Origin of the sequence: Sporosarcina ureae, assembly GCF_002101375.1 — a bacterium.
GTDB classification, from domain to species: Bacteria; Bacillota; Bacilli; order Bacillales_A; family Planococcaceae; genus Sporosarcina; species Sporosarcina ureae_B.
In genome coordinates this window covers 2,036,518-2,051,308 of sequence record NZ_CP015207.1, presented here as the reverse complement: position 1 = coordinate 2,051,308, position 14,791 = coordinate 2,036,518, and the positions used below count along the sequence as shown (strand labels likewise).

General features: G+C 41.1%; 15 protein-coding genes. 6 read left to right on the top strand and 9 right to left on the bottom strand.

The window, feature by feature from the left end; genetic code table 11:
- Positions 1-6: 6 nt before the first annotated feature.
- From phnM to SporoP8_RS10100, 8 genes are all read right to left on the bottom strand, one after another.
- Positions 7-1,188: a phosphonate metabolism protein PhnM gene (gene phnM / locus SporoP8_RS10135; protein WP_085132381.1), complete on the bottom strand. Its 1,182-nt coding sequence runs from the start codon at positions 1,186-1,188 to the stop codon at positions 7-9.
- A gap of 14 nt (positions 1,189-1,202) precedes the next feature.
- A complete protein-coding gene (locus SporoP8_RS10130; protein ID WP_085132380.1) occupies positions 1,203-2,042 on the bottom strand; it encodes an ATP-binding cassette domain-containing protein in 840 nt (279 codons plus the stop codon).
- The gene (locus SporoP8_RS10125; RefSeq protein ID WP_085132379.1) at positions 2,035-2,901 is read right to left on the bottom strand and encodes an alpha-D-ribose 1-methylphosphonate 5-phosphate C-P-lyase PhnJ; all 867 of its coding nucleotides are present in this window, start codon (positions 2,899-2,901) and stop codon (positions 2,035-2,037) included. The genes SporoP8_RS10130 and SporoP8_RS10125 overlap by 8 nt, the downstream gene beginning before the upstream one ends.
- On the bottom strand, positions 2,891-4,006 hold the full coding sequence (locus SporoP8_RS10120; protein ID WP_085132378.1) for a carbon-phosphorus lyase complex subunit PhnI: 1,116 nt from the start codon (positions 4,004-4,006) through the stop codon (positions 2,891-2,893). The genes SporoP8_RS10125 and SporoP8_RS10120 overlap by 11 nt, the downstream gene beginning before the upstream one ends.
- Positions 4,007-4,603 (bottom strand): phosphonate C-P lyase system protein PhnH, encoded by a 597-nt coding sequence (gene phnH / locus SporoP8_RS10115; RefSeq protein ID WP_085132377.1) that lies wholly within the window; start codon positions 4,601-4,603, stop codon positions 4,007-4,009.
- 36 nt (positions 4,604-4,639) lie between these two features.
- On the bottom strand, positions 4,640-5,062 hold the full coding sequence (gene phnG, locus SporoP8_RS10110; RefSeq protein WP_085132376.1) for a phosphonate C-P lyase system protein PhnG: 423 nt from the start codon (positions 5,060-5,062) through the stop codon (positions 4,640-4,642).
- A gap of 137 nt (positions 5,063-5,199) precedes the next feature.
- A complete protein-coding gene (locus SporoP8_RS10105; RefSeq protein WP_085132375.1) occupies positions 5,200-5,892 on the bottom strand; it encodes a GntR family transcriptional regulator in 693 nt (230 codons plus the stop codon).
- Positions 5,893-6,153: 261 nt separating this feature from the next.
- Entirely contained in the window at positions 6,154-7,053 is a 900-nt protein-coding gene (locus tag SporoP8_RS10100; protein WP_085132374.1) for a DMT family transporter, read from the bottom strand.
- A 134-nt stretch (positions 7,054-7,187) separates the two neighbouring features.
- Here SporoP8_RS10100 and SporoP8_RS10095 point away from each other — a divergent pair, with 134 nt between their 5' ends.
- The 4 genes from SporoP8_RS10095 to SporoP8_RS10080 all read left to right on the top strand — a co-directional run bounded on the left by SporoP8_RS10095 (position 7,188) and on the right by SporoP8_RS10080 (position 11,174).
- A complete protein-coding gene (locus SporoP8_RS10095; protein ID WP_085132373.1) occupies positions 7,188-7,622 on the top strand; it encodes a hypothetical protein in 435 nt (144 codons plus the stop codon).
- Positions 7,623-7,762: 140 nt separating this feature from the next.
- Complete coding sequence (locus SporoP8_RS10090) at positions 7,763-8,605, top strand: YitT family protein (protein ID WP_085132372.1); 843 nt, start codon at positions 7,763-7,765, stop codon at positions 8,603-8,605.
- Between the two features lie 349 nt (positions 8,606-8,954).
- Entirely contained in the window at positions 8,955-10,487 is a 1,533-nt protein-coding gene (locus SporoP8_RS10085; RefSeq protein ID WP_085132371.1) for an AbgT family transporter, read from the top strand.
- A gap of 117 nt (positions 10,488-10,604) precedes the next feature.
- The gene (locus SporoP8_RS10080; RefSeq protein ID WP_085132370.1) at positions 10,605-11,174 is read left to right on the top strand and encodes a nitroreductase family protein; all 570 of its coding nucleotides are present in this window, start codon (positions 10,605-10,607) and stop codon (positions 11,172-11,174) included.
- 111 nt (positions 11,175-11,285) lie between these two features.
- On the opposite strand, the gene SporoP8_RS10075 is transcribed toward SporoP8_RS10080, so the two are convergent.
- Positions 11,286-12,824: a BCCT family transporter gene (locus SporoP8_RS10075; RefSeq protein ID WP_198166120.1), complete on the bottom strand. Its 1,539-nt coding sequence runs from the start codon at positions 12,822-12,824 to the stop codon at positions 11,286-11,288.
- Positions 12,825-13,339: 515 nt separating this feature from the next.
- Between SporoP8_RS10075 and yedE the strand changes: the two genes are divergently transcribed.
- Both yedE and yedF read left to right on the top strand, forming a co-directional pair.
- A complete protein-coding gene (yedE, locus tag SporoP8_RS10070; protein ID WP_085132368.1) occupies positions 13,340-14,548 on the top strand; it encodes a selenium metabolism membrane protein YedE/FdhT in 1,209 nt (402 codons plus the stop codon).
- Positions 14,538-14,777: a sulfurtransferase-like selenium metabolism protein YedF gene (yedF, locus tag SporoP8_RS10065; protein ID WP_085132367.1), complete on the top strand. Its 240-nt coding sequence runs from the start codon at positions 14,538-14,540 to the stop codon at positions 14,775-14,777. The genes yedE and yedF overlap by 11 nt, the downstream gene beginning before the upstream one ends.
- The last annotated feature ends 14 nt before the right edge of the window (positions 14,778-14,791 follow it).

Here is a 14,791-nt window from a genome sequence, read left to right as displayed (position 1 = left end):
ATTACATTAGTTTGTGCGGTAATTTGTTTTCGTAATTAGCTTTCCGTTTACCATTGTCGTCGTCAACATCGGATAACCGTCATCCATTCTCTCAATGACTAGCAGGTCGGCTTTCTTCCCAATTTTAATGGATCCCAATTCATCATCTATTCGAACTGCTTTCGCCGGATTCAATGTAACCATCAAGAACATTTTGTGCAGATCGTTGCCATATTGCTCATGCAATGCAAAGACCGCATGCAAGAGACCCGCTGGATAATAGTCACTGCATAAAATATCTACACAACCGTGACGAATTGCTTCTGTTGCAGATAAATTGCCAGAATGTGAACCACCGAGTAAAACATTGGGAGCACCCGCAATCGTATGCAAGCCAAGTTCTTTCGCTTTCTTCGCAACTTCTAACGTAATCGGAAATTCGCTAATGGTCGTACCAAAGGTTTTCACTAATTCGAGTTTTTGAGTATTGTCATCATCATGAGAGGCAATGGCAATACCTTTCTTCGCAGCAATCTCTGCTATTCCCTTAATGTTTTCAGTCGTTAGAGACTCTGTTGTTTGTCTTTCCGCGATCAGCACATTGATGTCTGAATCCGATAGATCGCGGTATCCTTTTAAAGTTTCACGGTACACTTCTAAATTACGATATTGCCCTTGTCCCGGCGTATGATCCATAAAAGAGAGCAAATGTACTTTGTCATCTTCTATATTCTGCACAAGACTCGCCACACCATCCATATTGTCAATCTCAAATCGTGCATGTAAACGATGACGGATCAAGTGCAAATTCCTATGTGTGGAATGGATGGCATCGATCATACGCTGGATATTCTTTGGATGGTGCATCGTTTTCTTTGTAAAGACGTCTTCCCCATAAAAGGACAGGGAGTGAAACATAGTCGTAATCCCGTGACTGACCAAAATTTTTTCAGCCTCTCGCAAACTTAAATCGAAATCCATCATGCAAGAAGGTCTTGGCGATGCAATGGTTTCAATATAATCAGAATGAATGTCAATAAACCCCGGAGAAATAAATCCGCCGCCGGCATCTATCCGGTTAGCTTCAGGAAATTTCATAACGTCTTCCTGGGGGATGATATCTTGAATGAATTCTCCTTCTACAACAACCGCAAAACCTTCAAGTATTTCATTTTCCGTTATGATATTCCCATTGTGGATTACATACATATCAGCAGCTCCTCCTATAGTAATGAGTACACCAGTTGTTGTGTATACGCATGTTGTGGGTCTTCTAAAACTTGATCTGTCAAACCTTCTTCAATTATTTCGCCGTTTAACATGACAATAGTACGGTCAGCCAGCATCCGAATCACTGCCAAATCATGTGACACCACGATCATGCTGATTTGTAGCTCTCTTTGGATTTTTTTGATTAAATCTAGTACATTTGCTTGCACCGACAAGTCTAGCCCAGTTGTTACTTCATCCAAAAACAAAATAGGTGGGTTATTCGATAACGCTTTAGCAATTTGTACGCGTTGCTGCATCCCACCCGAAAAATTTTCAGGTTCCTCTTTCATGCGATGCAACGGAATATGAACATTCGTAAGCAACCTTTTTCCTGTGGCCTCCATATCCGACACATTTCGATTTCCTGCCGCAATTAATTTTTCCGCTATATTGCCAATCGATGAAAAGTTCATCTTCAGCCCGTGGACGGGATTTTGATACACCATGCCATAATCATGATTTCGAATCAACCGCTTTTGCTGAGAGGATAATTCAAAAACATTTTCGTTTTCTTTCCCCGGTCGGTTAATGTATGCCGCTCCGGATGTGATGTCGGTATCAAAATATAAGCACTGCATCATCGTCGATTTGCCACTTCCACTTTCTCCAACAATCCCCAAAATTTCTCCACGATAAAGATCTAAAGAGACGTCTCGCACGGCAAAAACTGTTCCACAATTTTTACAGTAATTTTTCTCCAAACTATTTTGCTGTATATCTCGGCATACAAGACAGCCCGTGCCATATTGCTTACACAAATTCTTAACCTGTAAAATCGGAGTTTCATGCATATGTGCTTTCCACCTCGACTTTCTCTTGTTTGTTTAATTGTTCTATACAATAAGCCGAATCGTTGCACTGATAAATCGTTTCACTCTTTTCGTGATCTATGAGTTCATCCAGGAAAACATCTACTGCTCCACATAAATGACAATGAGCTCCTTCAAAAGATTCGACAGTAAATGGATAATCATCAAAAGCTAACGATTTGACGGATGTATATGGCGGTACAGCATATATTTTCTTTTCTCTTCCTGCTCCCAGAAGGATCAATGCTTCAGAATGATTCATTTTTGGGTTGTCGAATCTTGGAATCGGGCTTGGCGCCATGACATAACGATCGTGAACGGACACGGGATGATCAGCAGTTGTCGCCGTTTTTCCATACTTCATAATTTGCTCGAACAACATCAGCCATGCACCACTATAATCATCTTCTGCGTGCATACATTTTGTCACATACTCTCTAGCTTCAATGGCACGCAGAGGTTCTGGTATCGGTACTTGTAACACAAGAATTTGCTCTTTCGTCAATGAACATTCCGGAATCCGGTGCCTTGATTGAATGATGTCCGCTTGCTCTGTACACTCTGTCAGTTGTACACCCGTTGTATCTTGAACTAGCTTTTTGATACTCACTGCATTGACCGATTCATCAGAGCCTTGGTCGATCACTTTCAGCACATCTGTTTGGCCAATAAGAGAAAGTGTAAGCTGCAAACCACCTGTTCCCCAGCCTCGTGCAATGGGCATTTCCCTAGAAGCAAATGGCACTTGATAGCCTGGAATCGCTACAGCTTTTAGAGTAGCGCGACGAATTTCTTTTTTTGAACCTTCATCAAAAAAAGCAAAATGCGTGTTAGCCTTCATTGACCTGCACCCCTTTCTTCACTTGCCGAATACTGTCTAATTTAGATTGGAACGTCACGTAATGTGGTAGCTTCAAGTGGGAAATAAACCCACTGGATTCCACTGAATCAATGTGAAGCAGTACAAATTCTTCATCATGCGTTGGAAATTCATCATTTAGGTGTTCTAGACATTGATCGAGAATACTCATTGCAATCGTTTTGGTTTCATTTTGTCCATAACAAATCCCATACCCAATCTCAAATTCCAGTTCGTCTTCATTGTGTTCATTTTTCACATTGACGGGCACAAACGATTCTACTTCGGTTACTTGAATGTCACCTATATAAAACTCTTCGTCCGCTGAACCATCTTCTTCGTTCGGATGCTTAACGTAAATCGGTAGTGAACCTACACGCACTTCACCTACAGTAGGATGGACTTCTCCATATCCACGCAACGAGGCATATGCCAAAGAAGTGAGCGCACCTGTTTGTCCGCGGGTCAGGACTTGCAGTCTCGCACTGCGGCTTGCCGGAAATTCCAAACTTCTTTTCGTAATATCTTCAGGTTCTGTATTATCCATTTCATATTGTTCAAACAATCCTTCTTTACGAAGGTACTCTACAACTTTCGGATAGCGTTCAATCGTTTCTTCCACTTTCACCTCTTGAAGTTCTTTAGCATAGCTGTGCAGCCAATGCGTATTATCAGCTTTTTTTTCATTGATCAAATCAAAATCTAAAAGCCGATGTGTATAGTCATACGTGGCACCCAATAATTGACCGCCTGGTATATCTTTAAAGCTTGCAGAAATTCTTCGTTCTACAAACATCGCTTCTGTTTCAACTGACTGGCTGTAATACAATCTCGGCAAGGTAGATCGGTGGGCACGCATAAGGAATACTGCTTCTTCCATGCTTCCCTCTGCTTGCTTGATCGCCAATGCCGCCAATTGCGGTGAATATAAACTACTTTCCGACATGACTTGATCAACCAAAGCTCTCATCGTCGACAAAATAGTTTCTATTTCAAGGATGGCTTCCCCTTTGAGCCGTTCAAACTTCACTCGTTTGATAGAAGCCTCTATCGCCTCTGTGCCTCCTTTTACAGGAACATAACCCACTTATCCCACCTCCTTACATGCCACTGCCGTTGTTCTGGGTACGCAAGCAATTTGTGAATCTTGATCTATAAAAATCAAGTCGATTCCCATCGGAAATTCTTTCGTTCGCTGATTTCGCGCTTGCCATAATACTTCTGGAAATCCTGTTTGCAAGAGCACTTCCGTTTGAATACCCGGACCTTTTAAAACCGTTTGACCATCATTTTGTAAAACAGGACTTTCAACAAGCCAAGTGGAAGATTGCTGTGGATCGATGAGAGAACCGATTTTACAACGTTCCATAGCATGTTGTATCTCTTGCTCATTGTCTTCGTAAAGGACTATGACAAAATCTGCTTCATGAATGGCTGCATATTTAGCAGACGTATATTCCGATATCTTTTCTATTAGCTCTTGGTGTTCATTGGATATAATATGGAAAGTGGCCTCTCCATCCAATAATGCCATGGCAGTTAAAAGTAAAGCTTCACTGCACGGAATAGAATAATCCATTTGTTTCATCGGTTCAGTAATGGATGAAATCGTGCCAGGTCGTGACATACTATGCAGTAATTTACGATAGACATATTGCAAATCATGTACTTGATCAATCGCCATACTCTCTCTCCTGTCTACTTTGTTTCAAGTAAGTAATTATATTTCCATCGTTTCAAAATTGACTTTTGTACCGATTAATTCTGCTTGTCGTCTTGCTTCTTCTTTTCTGATTTCATCCTCAGCAGCAATCAACTGGGGTTCCCATAGAAACGTTTCAGGCAATTCGGCTTTATACGCTGCATCGATGATTGCCAAATGCTTAGCAAGCTCCTCTTCCATCCCCGCGACAATGCCGATGCCGATGCGATTGGCAATTTCCACTTTTGCTTCCGTTACCAGGACTTCACCCATATAGAACAAGGAATTCTTAGCCGTTTCACGCATTTTGATCATCGTCATTCCATATTGAGGCGCTGTAATTTCACGACAGTCATATGCAGCCTTTATGGTTTCAGCAAATATTTTTGCAAGATGGCCACTTTCTTGAATAAGAATTTCCGTTCTTTTTCTTCTTTTCATATGTGCTCCCTCCTTTTCTATAAATTAATAGTAACTTGTCGCCAAGTTGGTGAGTTTTAAGATACGGTTAGTATATTGTAAACATCCTTTACAATTGGACATAAAAAAACAAGCAAGGTGGAGAGACCTTTGCTTGTTTATGAATTCATTGTAATATCATATTTGAACTTATCGCTGCGATATAGCACTTTAGTATATTCAAGTACTTTACCAGTTTTCTGGTCCACACAGTCGCTTTCAACCATTATGAGCGGGACCATGCTTTTGCAAGATAACAATTGTTGCTCGCCAGCAGTTGGAAATGTGATGCTTAACAGGGATTTGCGGCTGTTAAATTCTCCATAGCCAAGTTTCCGATAATAGCCAAACATTGATTGGATATCGAAGTCATCTTCTTTAATACGCGGTATAGTCGTCTCGCTGACAAAAGAATAATGAATAGCGATTGGCTCACCGTCAATCAAACGCAATCTTCCTATTTTGTAAATAGCGTCTGATTTCTTCGTTTCTAATACTTGATACATATGTTCGTCGTACGTTATTTTTTCACAATCTATCGTGCGGGTTTCCAATTCATACCCTAAAGCCTTCATCTTTTCAGTAAAACTCGTCCCCGCAGTTAAAGACAGCTGAATTTGTATTGCCTGCTCTTTTAGAAACCGTCCTTTGCCTTGTTTTGAATAAATAAAACCCCGTTCCTCTAACTTTGTTAATGCATTCCTAGCAGTTATCCTGGGTACATTATGTGTTTTTGCCAGAATGTTTTCAGAGGGCAATCTTTCCCCATATGCGATAGTCTTTGAAACAATTTGTTTCATCAGTTCATCCATAATGATTGTTTCCTTTTCCGTAGAAATGATAGCCATCTCCCTTTACGAACTGTTATAGCAGACATATTTTCTATCATATTGTACTATACTTCGGATTTGAAAAGATAAAAGATAGCACATAGGAATTCAGCAAATCCCTATAAACTCAACCTATTTTGAATGAGTCGACACTGTACCAATAAAAGGTATTACGTCAATTTTTGATTGTTTTATGAGGTTTGAACTATTGGAGCAGTAACTCCTCCTTTTTCTTCAATACTCCTAATCATTATTATCGATCAGTGTAACAGGAACCTTCTTTTGATAATTAACAAAGCAAATACTGACAACGACTAACAACAAGCCTACCCATAATGTATGCGTCATCGGTTCACCGACAAATACTGTACTGATAAATACAGAAATGACGGGGACTAAAAAGGTAAAGACAGCCACCTTGCTTGCCTCTCCCGCACGAATCAGCGAATAATAAATGATATAGGCAACAGGAATTCCCAGCGTTGCGCCAAATCCAAGCCCGAATAAATACATTGGATGCCACTCTATTGCAGACCAACTCTCTGTAATGGCACTGAGTACAAGTAGCACCACACCTCCTATAGTAAATTGCATCGCAACCATCCAATACGCATCGATTTCTCCACTTACTTTCTTCACATACGCGACGCCAATTGCCCAAAAGAAAGCTGTCAGTACACCTAATAGCACACCCAGTATGGAAATATGAGTAGTGAAGTGCTCAGCACTCACTACAATAATTCCTATGAACCCAATTAACAGGCCCGTTACTTTAATTGGAGTCATTCTTTCATCCAGCCACATCCAAGCAAATAATCCAAGAAGAACCGGCTGGAAATATACGAGTACAGAGAATAACCCGCCTGGTAAATAGTGAAGTCCAATCGTATGCAATCCGAAAAACAGGACGGTGTTGAACAAAGCTGAAATACAATACTTCCGCCAATGTTGACGCCATTGCAATCTGTCACGCAGTTTTATAATCAGCAATGCAATTAAACAACCGCCAAGCAACGCACGCATTCCCGAGAATAATAGTGGCGGTGCATACACGATAGATAGTTTGTAAATCGGCCAGCTAATCCCCCAAATCATTACTAAAACTGCCAACGCTACGGAAGATTTTGTAAATAGCTTGTTCACTCCTCCATCCTTTCTACTTATATTAATCATTTGAATCTAGTCTATTCTCGTAATCTTTTTTATGACTCTAATCAAAGACAAAGGTTTTCTTTTTTGCAAAAGTTCCTTATGATTACTAATGGAGGCGATTTTTCTTGAAAAAACTATTTGCCATGATGATAACTGTTGCGGTATTAGCAGCTTGTAGCAATGAAGAGCCAAAAGAATCGGTTGAATCAACGAAGCCAGCAGAAGAGACAGCACCGATAGAACAAGCAAGTGACGAAGTGGAAGAAGGTTTAAAAGCAGATACGGTAGAACGAGAGTATGCTGCATTCGCTGATGATGAAGTACCCGTCAATTCCAAAGTGAAGTTTCTTGGAATTGTAACGGCTATTAACGAAGATACGTTTACCGTGGAAAGCAAAGCGGACGAATCGTCGGATAAATTTGTATATGTAAAAGATATCCGACTAGGAGAACGTACGGATATTATGGAAGGCTTCGAAGTTTCCGTTTATGGTACGTATGATGGTAAAGACGATGAAAATGTACCAGTCATTAAAGGAATTTTTATTGACGCTGACTGAAAATCCAAAGAATCAATCAGAACTGGTTACTTTATACGTTTTGATAGGGAGAACAACAGGTAAAGTACTGTTGCAGTAGTAGTGCCACAAGAATACAAAAGCACTATACGAAAATGCCGCTTTTAGAAAGAGGGGATTGAATGGAACGAAGACTACTTGATTACACCACTTTGATTTTAGGGTCATTCCTATTCGCAATTGGTATTAACTACTTTGCGATTCCGAATATGCTATCTGAAGGCGGCGTCATCGGGATTACTATTATTACATACTATTTATTCGAATGGTCACCTGGACTTGTCAGCTTCATCATCAACTTAGCACTCGTTGCAATCGGGTACAAATTCTTCAGTAAACGGACGATTCTCTATACGGTCATCACTATCATATTCTCATCCATTTTCCTTGAGCTGACGAAGAATTGGGGAGAACAGTTAGGTAGCGATACATTACTGGCTGCGTTGTTTGCTGGTTTATTTGTTGGTGGTGGTCTCGGAATGATCTTTCGTGTTGGCGGTACTTCTGGAGGTGCGACTACAGTGGCACGGATGCTTCAGCAATGGCTCGGCTGGAGCGTCGGGAAAGCAATGTTAGTCATCGACATTTCTGTCATCTTATTATCGGCTTTTGTAATCGGTAAAGAAAAAGCAATGTTTACACTCGTTGCTGTTTACGTGGGTGCAAAAGTGATCGACAAAATCGTCGACGGGGCAGATGATCGAAAAGCTGTGATGATCATTTCGAAACACCAAGAAGACATTCGACAAGAATTACTCACTACGATGGGCAGAGGTGTGACGATTCTCGATGGACGTGGCGGCTATACGCTCGAGAAACAAGCGATTTTATATATTATTATCAACCAAGCTGAAATTGTTCAATTGCGACGTATTTTGGAACAGGTAGATGAAGATGCATACGTTACAATCAATAATGTACAAGAAATTTTTAAGCGTGGATTTAAGGAAAGGCCACTAAAATAAATTGTTGCCACAGTCTTTGGAAGGGCCGATAAAGTTATCGCTACTAATTATGGTTCCTGCTTCGCAAGCAAGAAAGCATCTATTTTACTTACTTGTAGGATATTGGTAATTAATGTGAAGTTATACTAAATGATTAGCACACGCCTACCTATTATTTTATTTGGTAGGTTTTTTCTTTCGTTTTTATACTATTCACCCTCCTCGCAAGAGTCGCAACTATCTTCCAATTTAATTATTTCAATAAAGCATTTCCCTGTAATGAGTTCTTCTATATACTTGATAATATCTGAAAAATTTATACTTTTTCGTGATGTATTGAATAGTATTTTTCAAGTGGGAGGAGATTATCATGGATCAACAGAAAAAAGGATTTTTCCAAAAGTTTTTGGATATGATTGAGAAAACTGGTAACCGATTACCACATCCGGTTACGTTATTTGCTGTTTTGGCTTTGTTGGTAATCGTCATCTCAGCAGTAGTCTCTTACTTCGGAGTTAGTGCAGAACATCCGGGTAAAGAAGGCGAAATGATTGAAGTAAATAACTTACTAAGTAGTGAAGGTATTCATTACATCATTACGAATATGACCGATAACTTCATCGGGTTCGCTCCGCTTGGCGTCGTACTCATCACGATGCTTGGAATTGGTGTTGCGGAAGGGTCAGGATTGATCAGCGCGTTACTTCGCGGCTTTGTAATGTCTGTTCCAAAACGAATGATCACGCTTGGATTAGTGTTTGCAGGCGTTATGTCGAGTGTGGCGTCTGACGCGGGCTATGTTGTCCTACCGCCACTAGGTGCGGTATTGTTTGCAGCACTTGGTAGACACCCTCTTGCGGGTCTAGCAGCTGCCTTTGCCGGGGTCTCCGGTGGATTTAGTGCAAACTTGTTACTTTCTGGTACCGATGCATTACTTGGCGAATTGACGATCATGTCAGCAGCGATCATCAATCCCGAATATGCAGAAGGTATGAATATTGCCATGAACTACTACTTCATCGCATTTTCAGTTATCGTTCTGACATTCGTTGGTGCGTGGGTCACAGAAAAAATTGTCGAGCCACGTCTTGGCGAATATAACGGTGAATTCCGTGAGAAAGTTGAAAAGCTAACTCGTCTTGAAAAGAAAGGTTTGATTTTGGCAGGTGTTTCTGTCATTGTTGCAGGAGCGTTGGTTGCGCTTCTTGTCGTATTCCCTGGTGCTCCATTGCGTGGGGATGAAGCAGATATGCCAATCATTAAATCACCATTCATGAAATCGCTTGTGCCGATCATTGCGTTCTTGTTCTTTGTGCCGGGTCTTGTCTACGGTAGAGTAACGAAACTGATTCGTAACGACAAAGATGTAGCCGCTATGATGTCCACGACGATGTCTGCAATGGGAATGTTTATCGTCTTATCCTTCACGGCAAGTCAGTTCGTTGCATTTTTCTCAGAGTCCAACATGGGCTTAGTGTTAGGTGTCTACGGTGCAAACTTCCTTGATAGTATTAATTTAACGGGGATTCCGTTGTTACTGATGTTCATCCTAATTGCAGCATTCATCAACTTGTTCATCGGTAGTGCATCTGCGAAATGGGCCATGATGGCACCCGTCTTCGTGCCAATAATGATGCAGCTCGGCTATTCCCCTGAACTGACGCAAATGGCATATCGTGTAGCAGATTCTTCAACCAATATTATTTCACCGCTTATGACGTATTTTGCGATCATTATTGCGTTTGCGCAGAAGTACGATAAGAAAATGGGGATTGGAACGCTCGTTTCCGTTATGTTCCCTTATTCCATGTTCTTCTTACTATTCTGGAGCGCAACGTTAATTATTTGGATGTTGCTAGGAATTGATCTCGGACCTGGCTCCCCTATTTATTATTTGAAATAAGATCATCATTACCCCGGAAGAGCATCCTTTGCTCTCCCGGGGTTTTTTATGATACGATAGTAGTTGATAATGATTTTCATTTAGAATGATTCTATTTAGTTAAAGGAGTTTTACATTATGAGCTATGTAGGGAAAAACGAAGTAGAAAAGTCGATCATAGGCAGACGCTCCATTAAGAAATTCAAAACAGATCCAGTTGATATAGATGAAGTGATCGAATTACTGAATGTTGCAAAGTGGGCACCTAACCATAAATTGACTCAACCATGGCGTTTTCAGTTATACTCAGGCGCTGGCAAGGAAAAGTTTGTGGAAGCGTTTCTAGCTTCACAGGAACGAGACGGTACCTTACCAGACAAAGCAAAAAACAAAGCAGCATATTTCCGTGACATTCCACTTCACTTAGTCGTCATTATGCCGGAAGATTCCCGTAAAAAACGATGGGATGAAGACTATGCAGCAATTTCCGCAATGGTTCAGAACTTCCAACTCGCTGCGTGGGAACGCGGTATCGGTATGATCTGGCGTACTAATGATTGGACGCACGATCCTGTATTTAAAAATGCAATCGATGTAACACCAGACGAAAAAATTGTTGGGACATTGATGATTGGCTACCCTGCCCATATTCCTGATGCTGAGAATAGGAAGGATATAGAGGAAGTACTTATAATCATCAATGAATGATTATAAGTTAAATAACAGTGCCCCCCATCGCCTGCTTGTCCGTACATGGCAAGCAAGAAATGAGGGGCTCTTTTATTGATACAACAAAATTTTATTTATTACATGGATTACTTACTTTTTGACTATCCCTTGCTCAACTGCTAGCTCTTTGGCTACCTTAGGAGCATACCAAATAACGGGAAGTAATAGAATAGATACCGGGACGGCCGCGATGACTACAAAGGACTGTAACGCTCCAATTCCACCCCCGCCAATCTTTATAAGTATCGTGGCAATTGTCGCCATGATAATAACCCAAAATACACGAATTAATTTTGGTGGATTTCCCTCACCTGTTACGGCCATTGAAATTGAGTAAGACATGGAATCCACCGTAGTCACCACAAACAAAGTGGTTAGTATCAAGAAAACAGACGGCATGATAGTTCCGAGTGGCATCTGCTCTGCTATGGCAATAATTGCACTGGGTAAGCCGCCTTCAGTTAACGGTTCACTCACAGACCCCGCATTTTTCAACTCATAGAATATACCGCTTCCTCCTAGAATCGTGAACCAAAGATTGGCTACAACGGGTGCAATAATGGCGACTACAACAAATATCTCTCTGATCTTTCTTCCATTGGAGATCCTCGCTACGAATAGCGCCACTAACGGCCCAAATCCGATAAACCAACCGAAGAAAAATAACATCCATGAGCCAAGCCACGCATTGTCCCCGCGAAATGTACTGATAGTAATAAATTCACTGACATACGTTCCATAAGAAGTCAGGAAAGAGTTGATGATGAATAGCCCCGGCCCGAGCAATAATAGAAATACAGCGATTACTGCTACCATATTGACATTCAGCTTACTTAAAAATTGAATTCCTCTATTGATGCCGGTAAGTGTGGAAACTAGAACAACTCCAGTTAAAATAACGATGACAGCGAGCTGTGTAGTAAATTGGTCGGGAATTCCGAAAATAGAACTGAGCCCATAGCTAACTTGTAAACCAAGGAAGCCGATCGGACCAATCGTTCCTGCCGCAGCTCCGATTATACAAAACACGTCTGCCGCTGTGCCCCATTTACTTGTCAAGATTTTTTCTTTCAAAATAGGATACAGGAGAGTGCGGGGTTTCAAAGGCATTCCTTTATGCTTGTGCGCATAAATCAGTATGATTGCACTGATCGCTCCATACACTGACCATGCAGTAAACCCCCATGACATATAACTTTGGGCTAGTGCAGGACCGATTGCTTCTTCTGTTCCCCCTGTGATTCCTTTATGCATGGGAGGGACGTCCAAAAAGTAATACATAGGCTCTGCTGCCGCCCAAAAAACTCCTCCCGCTCCAAGTCCAGTAGTCAAAATAACTGCTACCCACTTAAAATAACTCATTTCAGGTTTTTGAGAATCTCCTAAACGTACTTTTCCGTACTTGGATATGGCTAAAACTGCTCCGACTACGAAAGTCGCAATCATTAAAAACTGCCAATAAGCTCCAAAGTAGCGAATAGATAATTCAAACCCCTTATTCACAAATGCATTTACCGCTTCCACTTTAAAAAGTGAAAACAACACAAATGCCAACAATACTCCTCCACTACATATAAACACCGGCCAATCAATCTTTTTACGTATGAACTGCCAATACTCTTCTATTATATTTCTCCTCCGTTCTATTTCTAAAGCTCTTTCGACCCGTCATAACCTGGCGATTGTTAGTAAAAGTATCGGCCGCGTCAGCAGTCCGTATACCATACTATGATTTCATCTGCTTCAACCCCGGTATGACAGCACTCGGTAAAAAGTACACCATATTCCCTTCCGGTTATGTCCAAGTACAGGAACGTAATGAAGAAAAACTGTTCCCGTACTATAATAGATATCATCATTACAGACACATTCAAATTCTCGTTATGCTCTTCCTCAAAAGAACCTACGTTACAGACTATAACCTTGTTTTAAAATTGTCAACTTAACATATATATCAAATTAATCTGTTAACAATCTTTATTTCTCTTTGTTTTAAAGTGAAATGCTTAGGCTACACATCATTACATTTGATCGAATACCATAGTCTATTATGCCGAGTTTTTGAATAAACTTTATTCACATTGCACTTGATTTCTCGTCATTTAGGTTTACACTAGAAAAAGAACTTTTTAAGGGGCTATCATATGAAATCGAGCATACAATTTATCTTTCAACGCTATTGGAATCCCTATCTCGTCTTAGTGATGGCTGGTATTCTGAGTGCATTATATTTTGGCTTAACATCAACTGTATGGGCGGTTACCGGTGAATTTACCCGGCTTGGTGGAGATATTTTACTGCTGTTCGGAGTAGATATCTCAGACTGGCAATACTTTGATATGGTACATCTACAAGGTACAACGTGGAATCGGCCGGATGGCTGGATTGTCTGGGGAATGTTTGCAGGCGCGCTCATTATGGTGTTGCTTAGTAATAGCTTTAAAATCCGTCTCCCGCAGCAAAAGCGGCGCTATGTACAAGGATTAATCGGTGGAATTATCGCGGGATTCGGTGCACGTTTGGCACTCGGCTGTAACTTGGCTGCTTTCTTCACGGGTGTTCCGCAATTTTCCTTCCACTCTTGGATCTTCATTGTAGCGACAGGTATTGGTACATTCTTCGGTGCTAAACTAACTAAAACACGCTGGTGGAAAGGCAAGCCTTCGTTGATTCGAGGGAATACACAGCCAACACAGCTAAAAAAGCGTATAATTCAACCGTACGTTGGTGGAGTCATCGCCGCTCTTTACATCGGACTCATAATATACTTCTTTGTTTCAGGACAAAAACTACTTGGCTTAGGTGCACTATTTGGTCTCGCATTCGGTATTCTAATCGAACGTGGACAAATTTGTTTCACTTCTGCATTCCGTGATTTATTTCTCGTGGGACGCAGCATCATGGCCAAGGCGATCATCATAGGAATGGCCGTCAGTTCTATTTTGACGATCATTGTCATTTCAATCTATGATTTAACACCGATCACACAAATCGCCGCTCTTAGCACATTTGTCGGCGGTGCATTATTCGGACTTGGCATTGTTATGGCTTCAGGCTGTGAAACAGGGATGATGTACCGCTTGATGGAAGGTCAAATACTGTTTTTACCAGTGTTTGTGGGCAATATCATCGGTGCTACGTTCCTTGCCTATGCATGGGATCACCTCGGTGTTTATAATGTATTAGTCAAGAGTGGCACAAAAATCAATCTACTCGATACGCTGGGACCGATTGGTGCCATCTCTATCACACTGTTAATGCTTGGGGGGCTCTATGCATTAACTGTATTTGGGGAAAAACGCTATCAACGAAAACTAGCAATTAAGAGAGGAATGAGCATACATGCAAGCTAAATTAGAAGCGGACTTCACACTCGACCTTCGCGGTGAGTCCTGTCCTTACCCTGTTATTTACACTTTGGAAACTCTCGAAGGTATGAATAAAGGCGAGCTGCTACAAGTCATCACCGATTGCCCCGGCTCTTTCCGTAACGTACCCGAAGAAGCAATTGCTCACGGTTACAAATTTGCCCAAGACCCTGTTAAGAACGGACAAGAATATGTATTTCATATTTACGCATGAGAAAAGGCAGCTTC

Bases quoted from the DNA above. Each gene is read 5' to 3' on its own strand.
- yedE (WP_085132368.1), top strand. From the start codon at position 13,340: ATGAAATCGAGCATACAATTTATCTTTCAACGCTATTGGAATCCCTAT.
- SporoP8_RS10090 (WP_085132372.1), top strand. From the start codon at position 7,763: ATGGAACGAAGACTACTTGATTACACCACTTTGATTTTAGGGTCATTC.
- SporoP8_RS10085 (WP_085132371.1), top strand. From the start codon at position 8,955: ATGGATCAACAGAAAAAAGGATTTTTCCAAAAGTTTTTGGATATGATT.
- phnH (WP_085132377.1), bottom strand. From the start codon at position 4,603: ATGGCGATTGATCAAGTACATGATTTGCAATATGTCTATCGTAAATTA.
- yedF (WP_085132367.1), top strand. From the start codon at position 14,538: ATGCAAGCTAAATTAGAAGCGGACTTCACACTCGACCTTCGCGGTGAG.
- phnM (WP_085132381.1), bottom strand. From the start codon at position 1,188: ATGTATGTAATCCACAATGGGAATATCATAACGGAAAATGAAATACTT.
- SporoP8_RS10125 (WP_085132379.1), bottom strand. From the start codon at position 2,901: ATGAAGGCTAACACGCATTTTGCTTTTTTTGATGAAGGTTCAAAAAAA.
- phnG (WP_085132376.1), bottom strand. From the start codon at position 5,062: ATGAAAAGAAGAAAAAGAACGGAAATTCTTATTCAAGAAAGTGGCCAT.
- SporoP8_RS10105 (WP_085132375.1), bottom strand. From the start codon at position 5,892: ATGGATGAACTGATGAAACAAATTGTTTCAAAGACTATCGCATATGGG.
- SporoP8_RS10080 (WP_085132370.1), top strand. From the start codon at position 10,605: ATGAGCTATGTAGGGAAAAACGAAGTAGAAAAGTCGATCATAGGCAGA.
- SporoP8_RS10130 (WP_085132380.1), bottom strand. From the start codon at position 2,042: ATGCATGAAACTCCGATTTTACAGGTTAAGAATTTGTGTAAGCAATAT.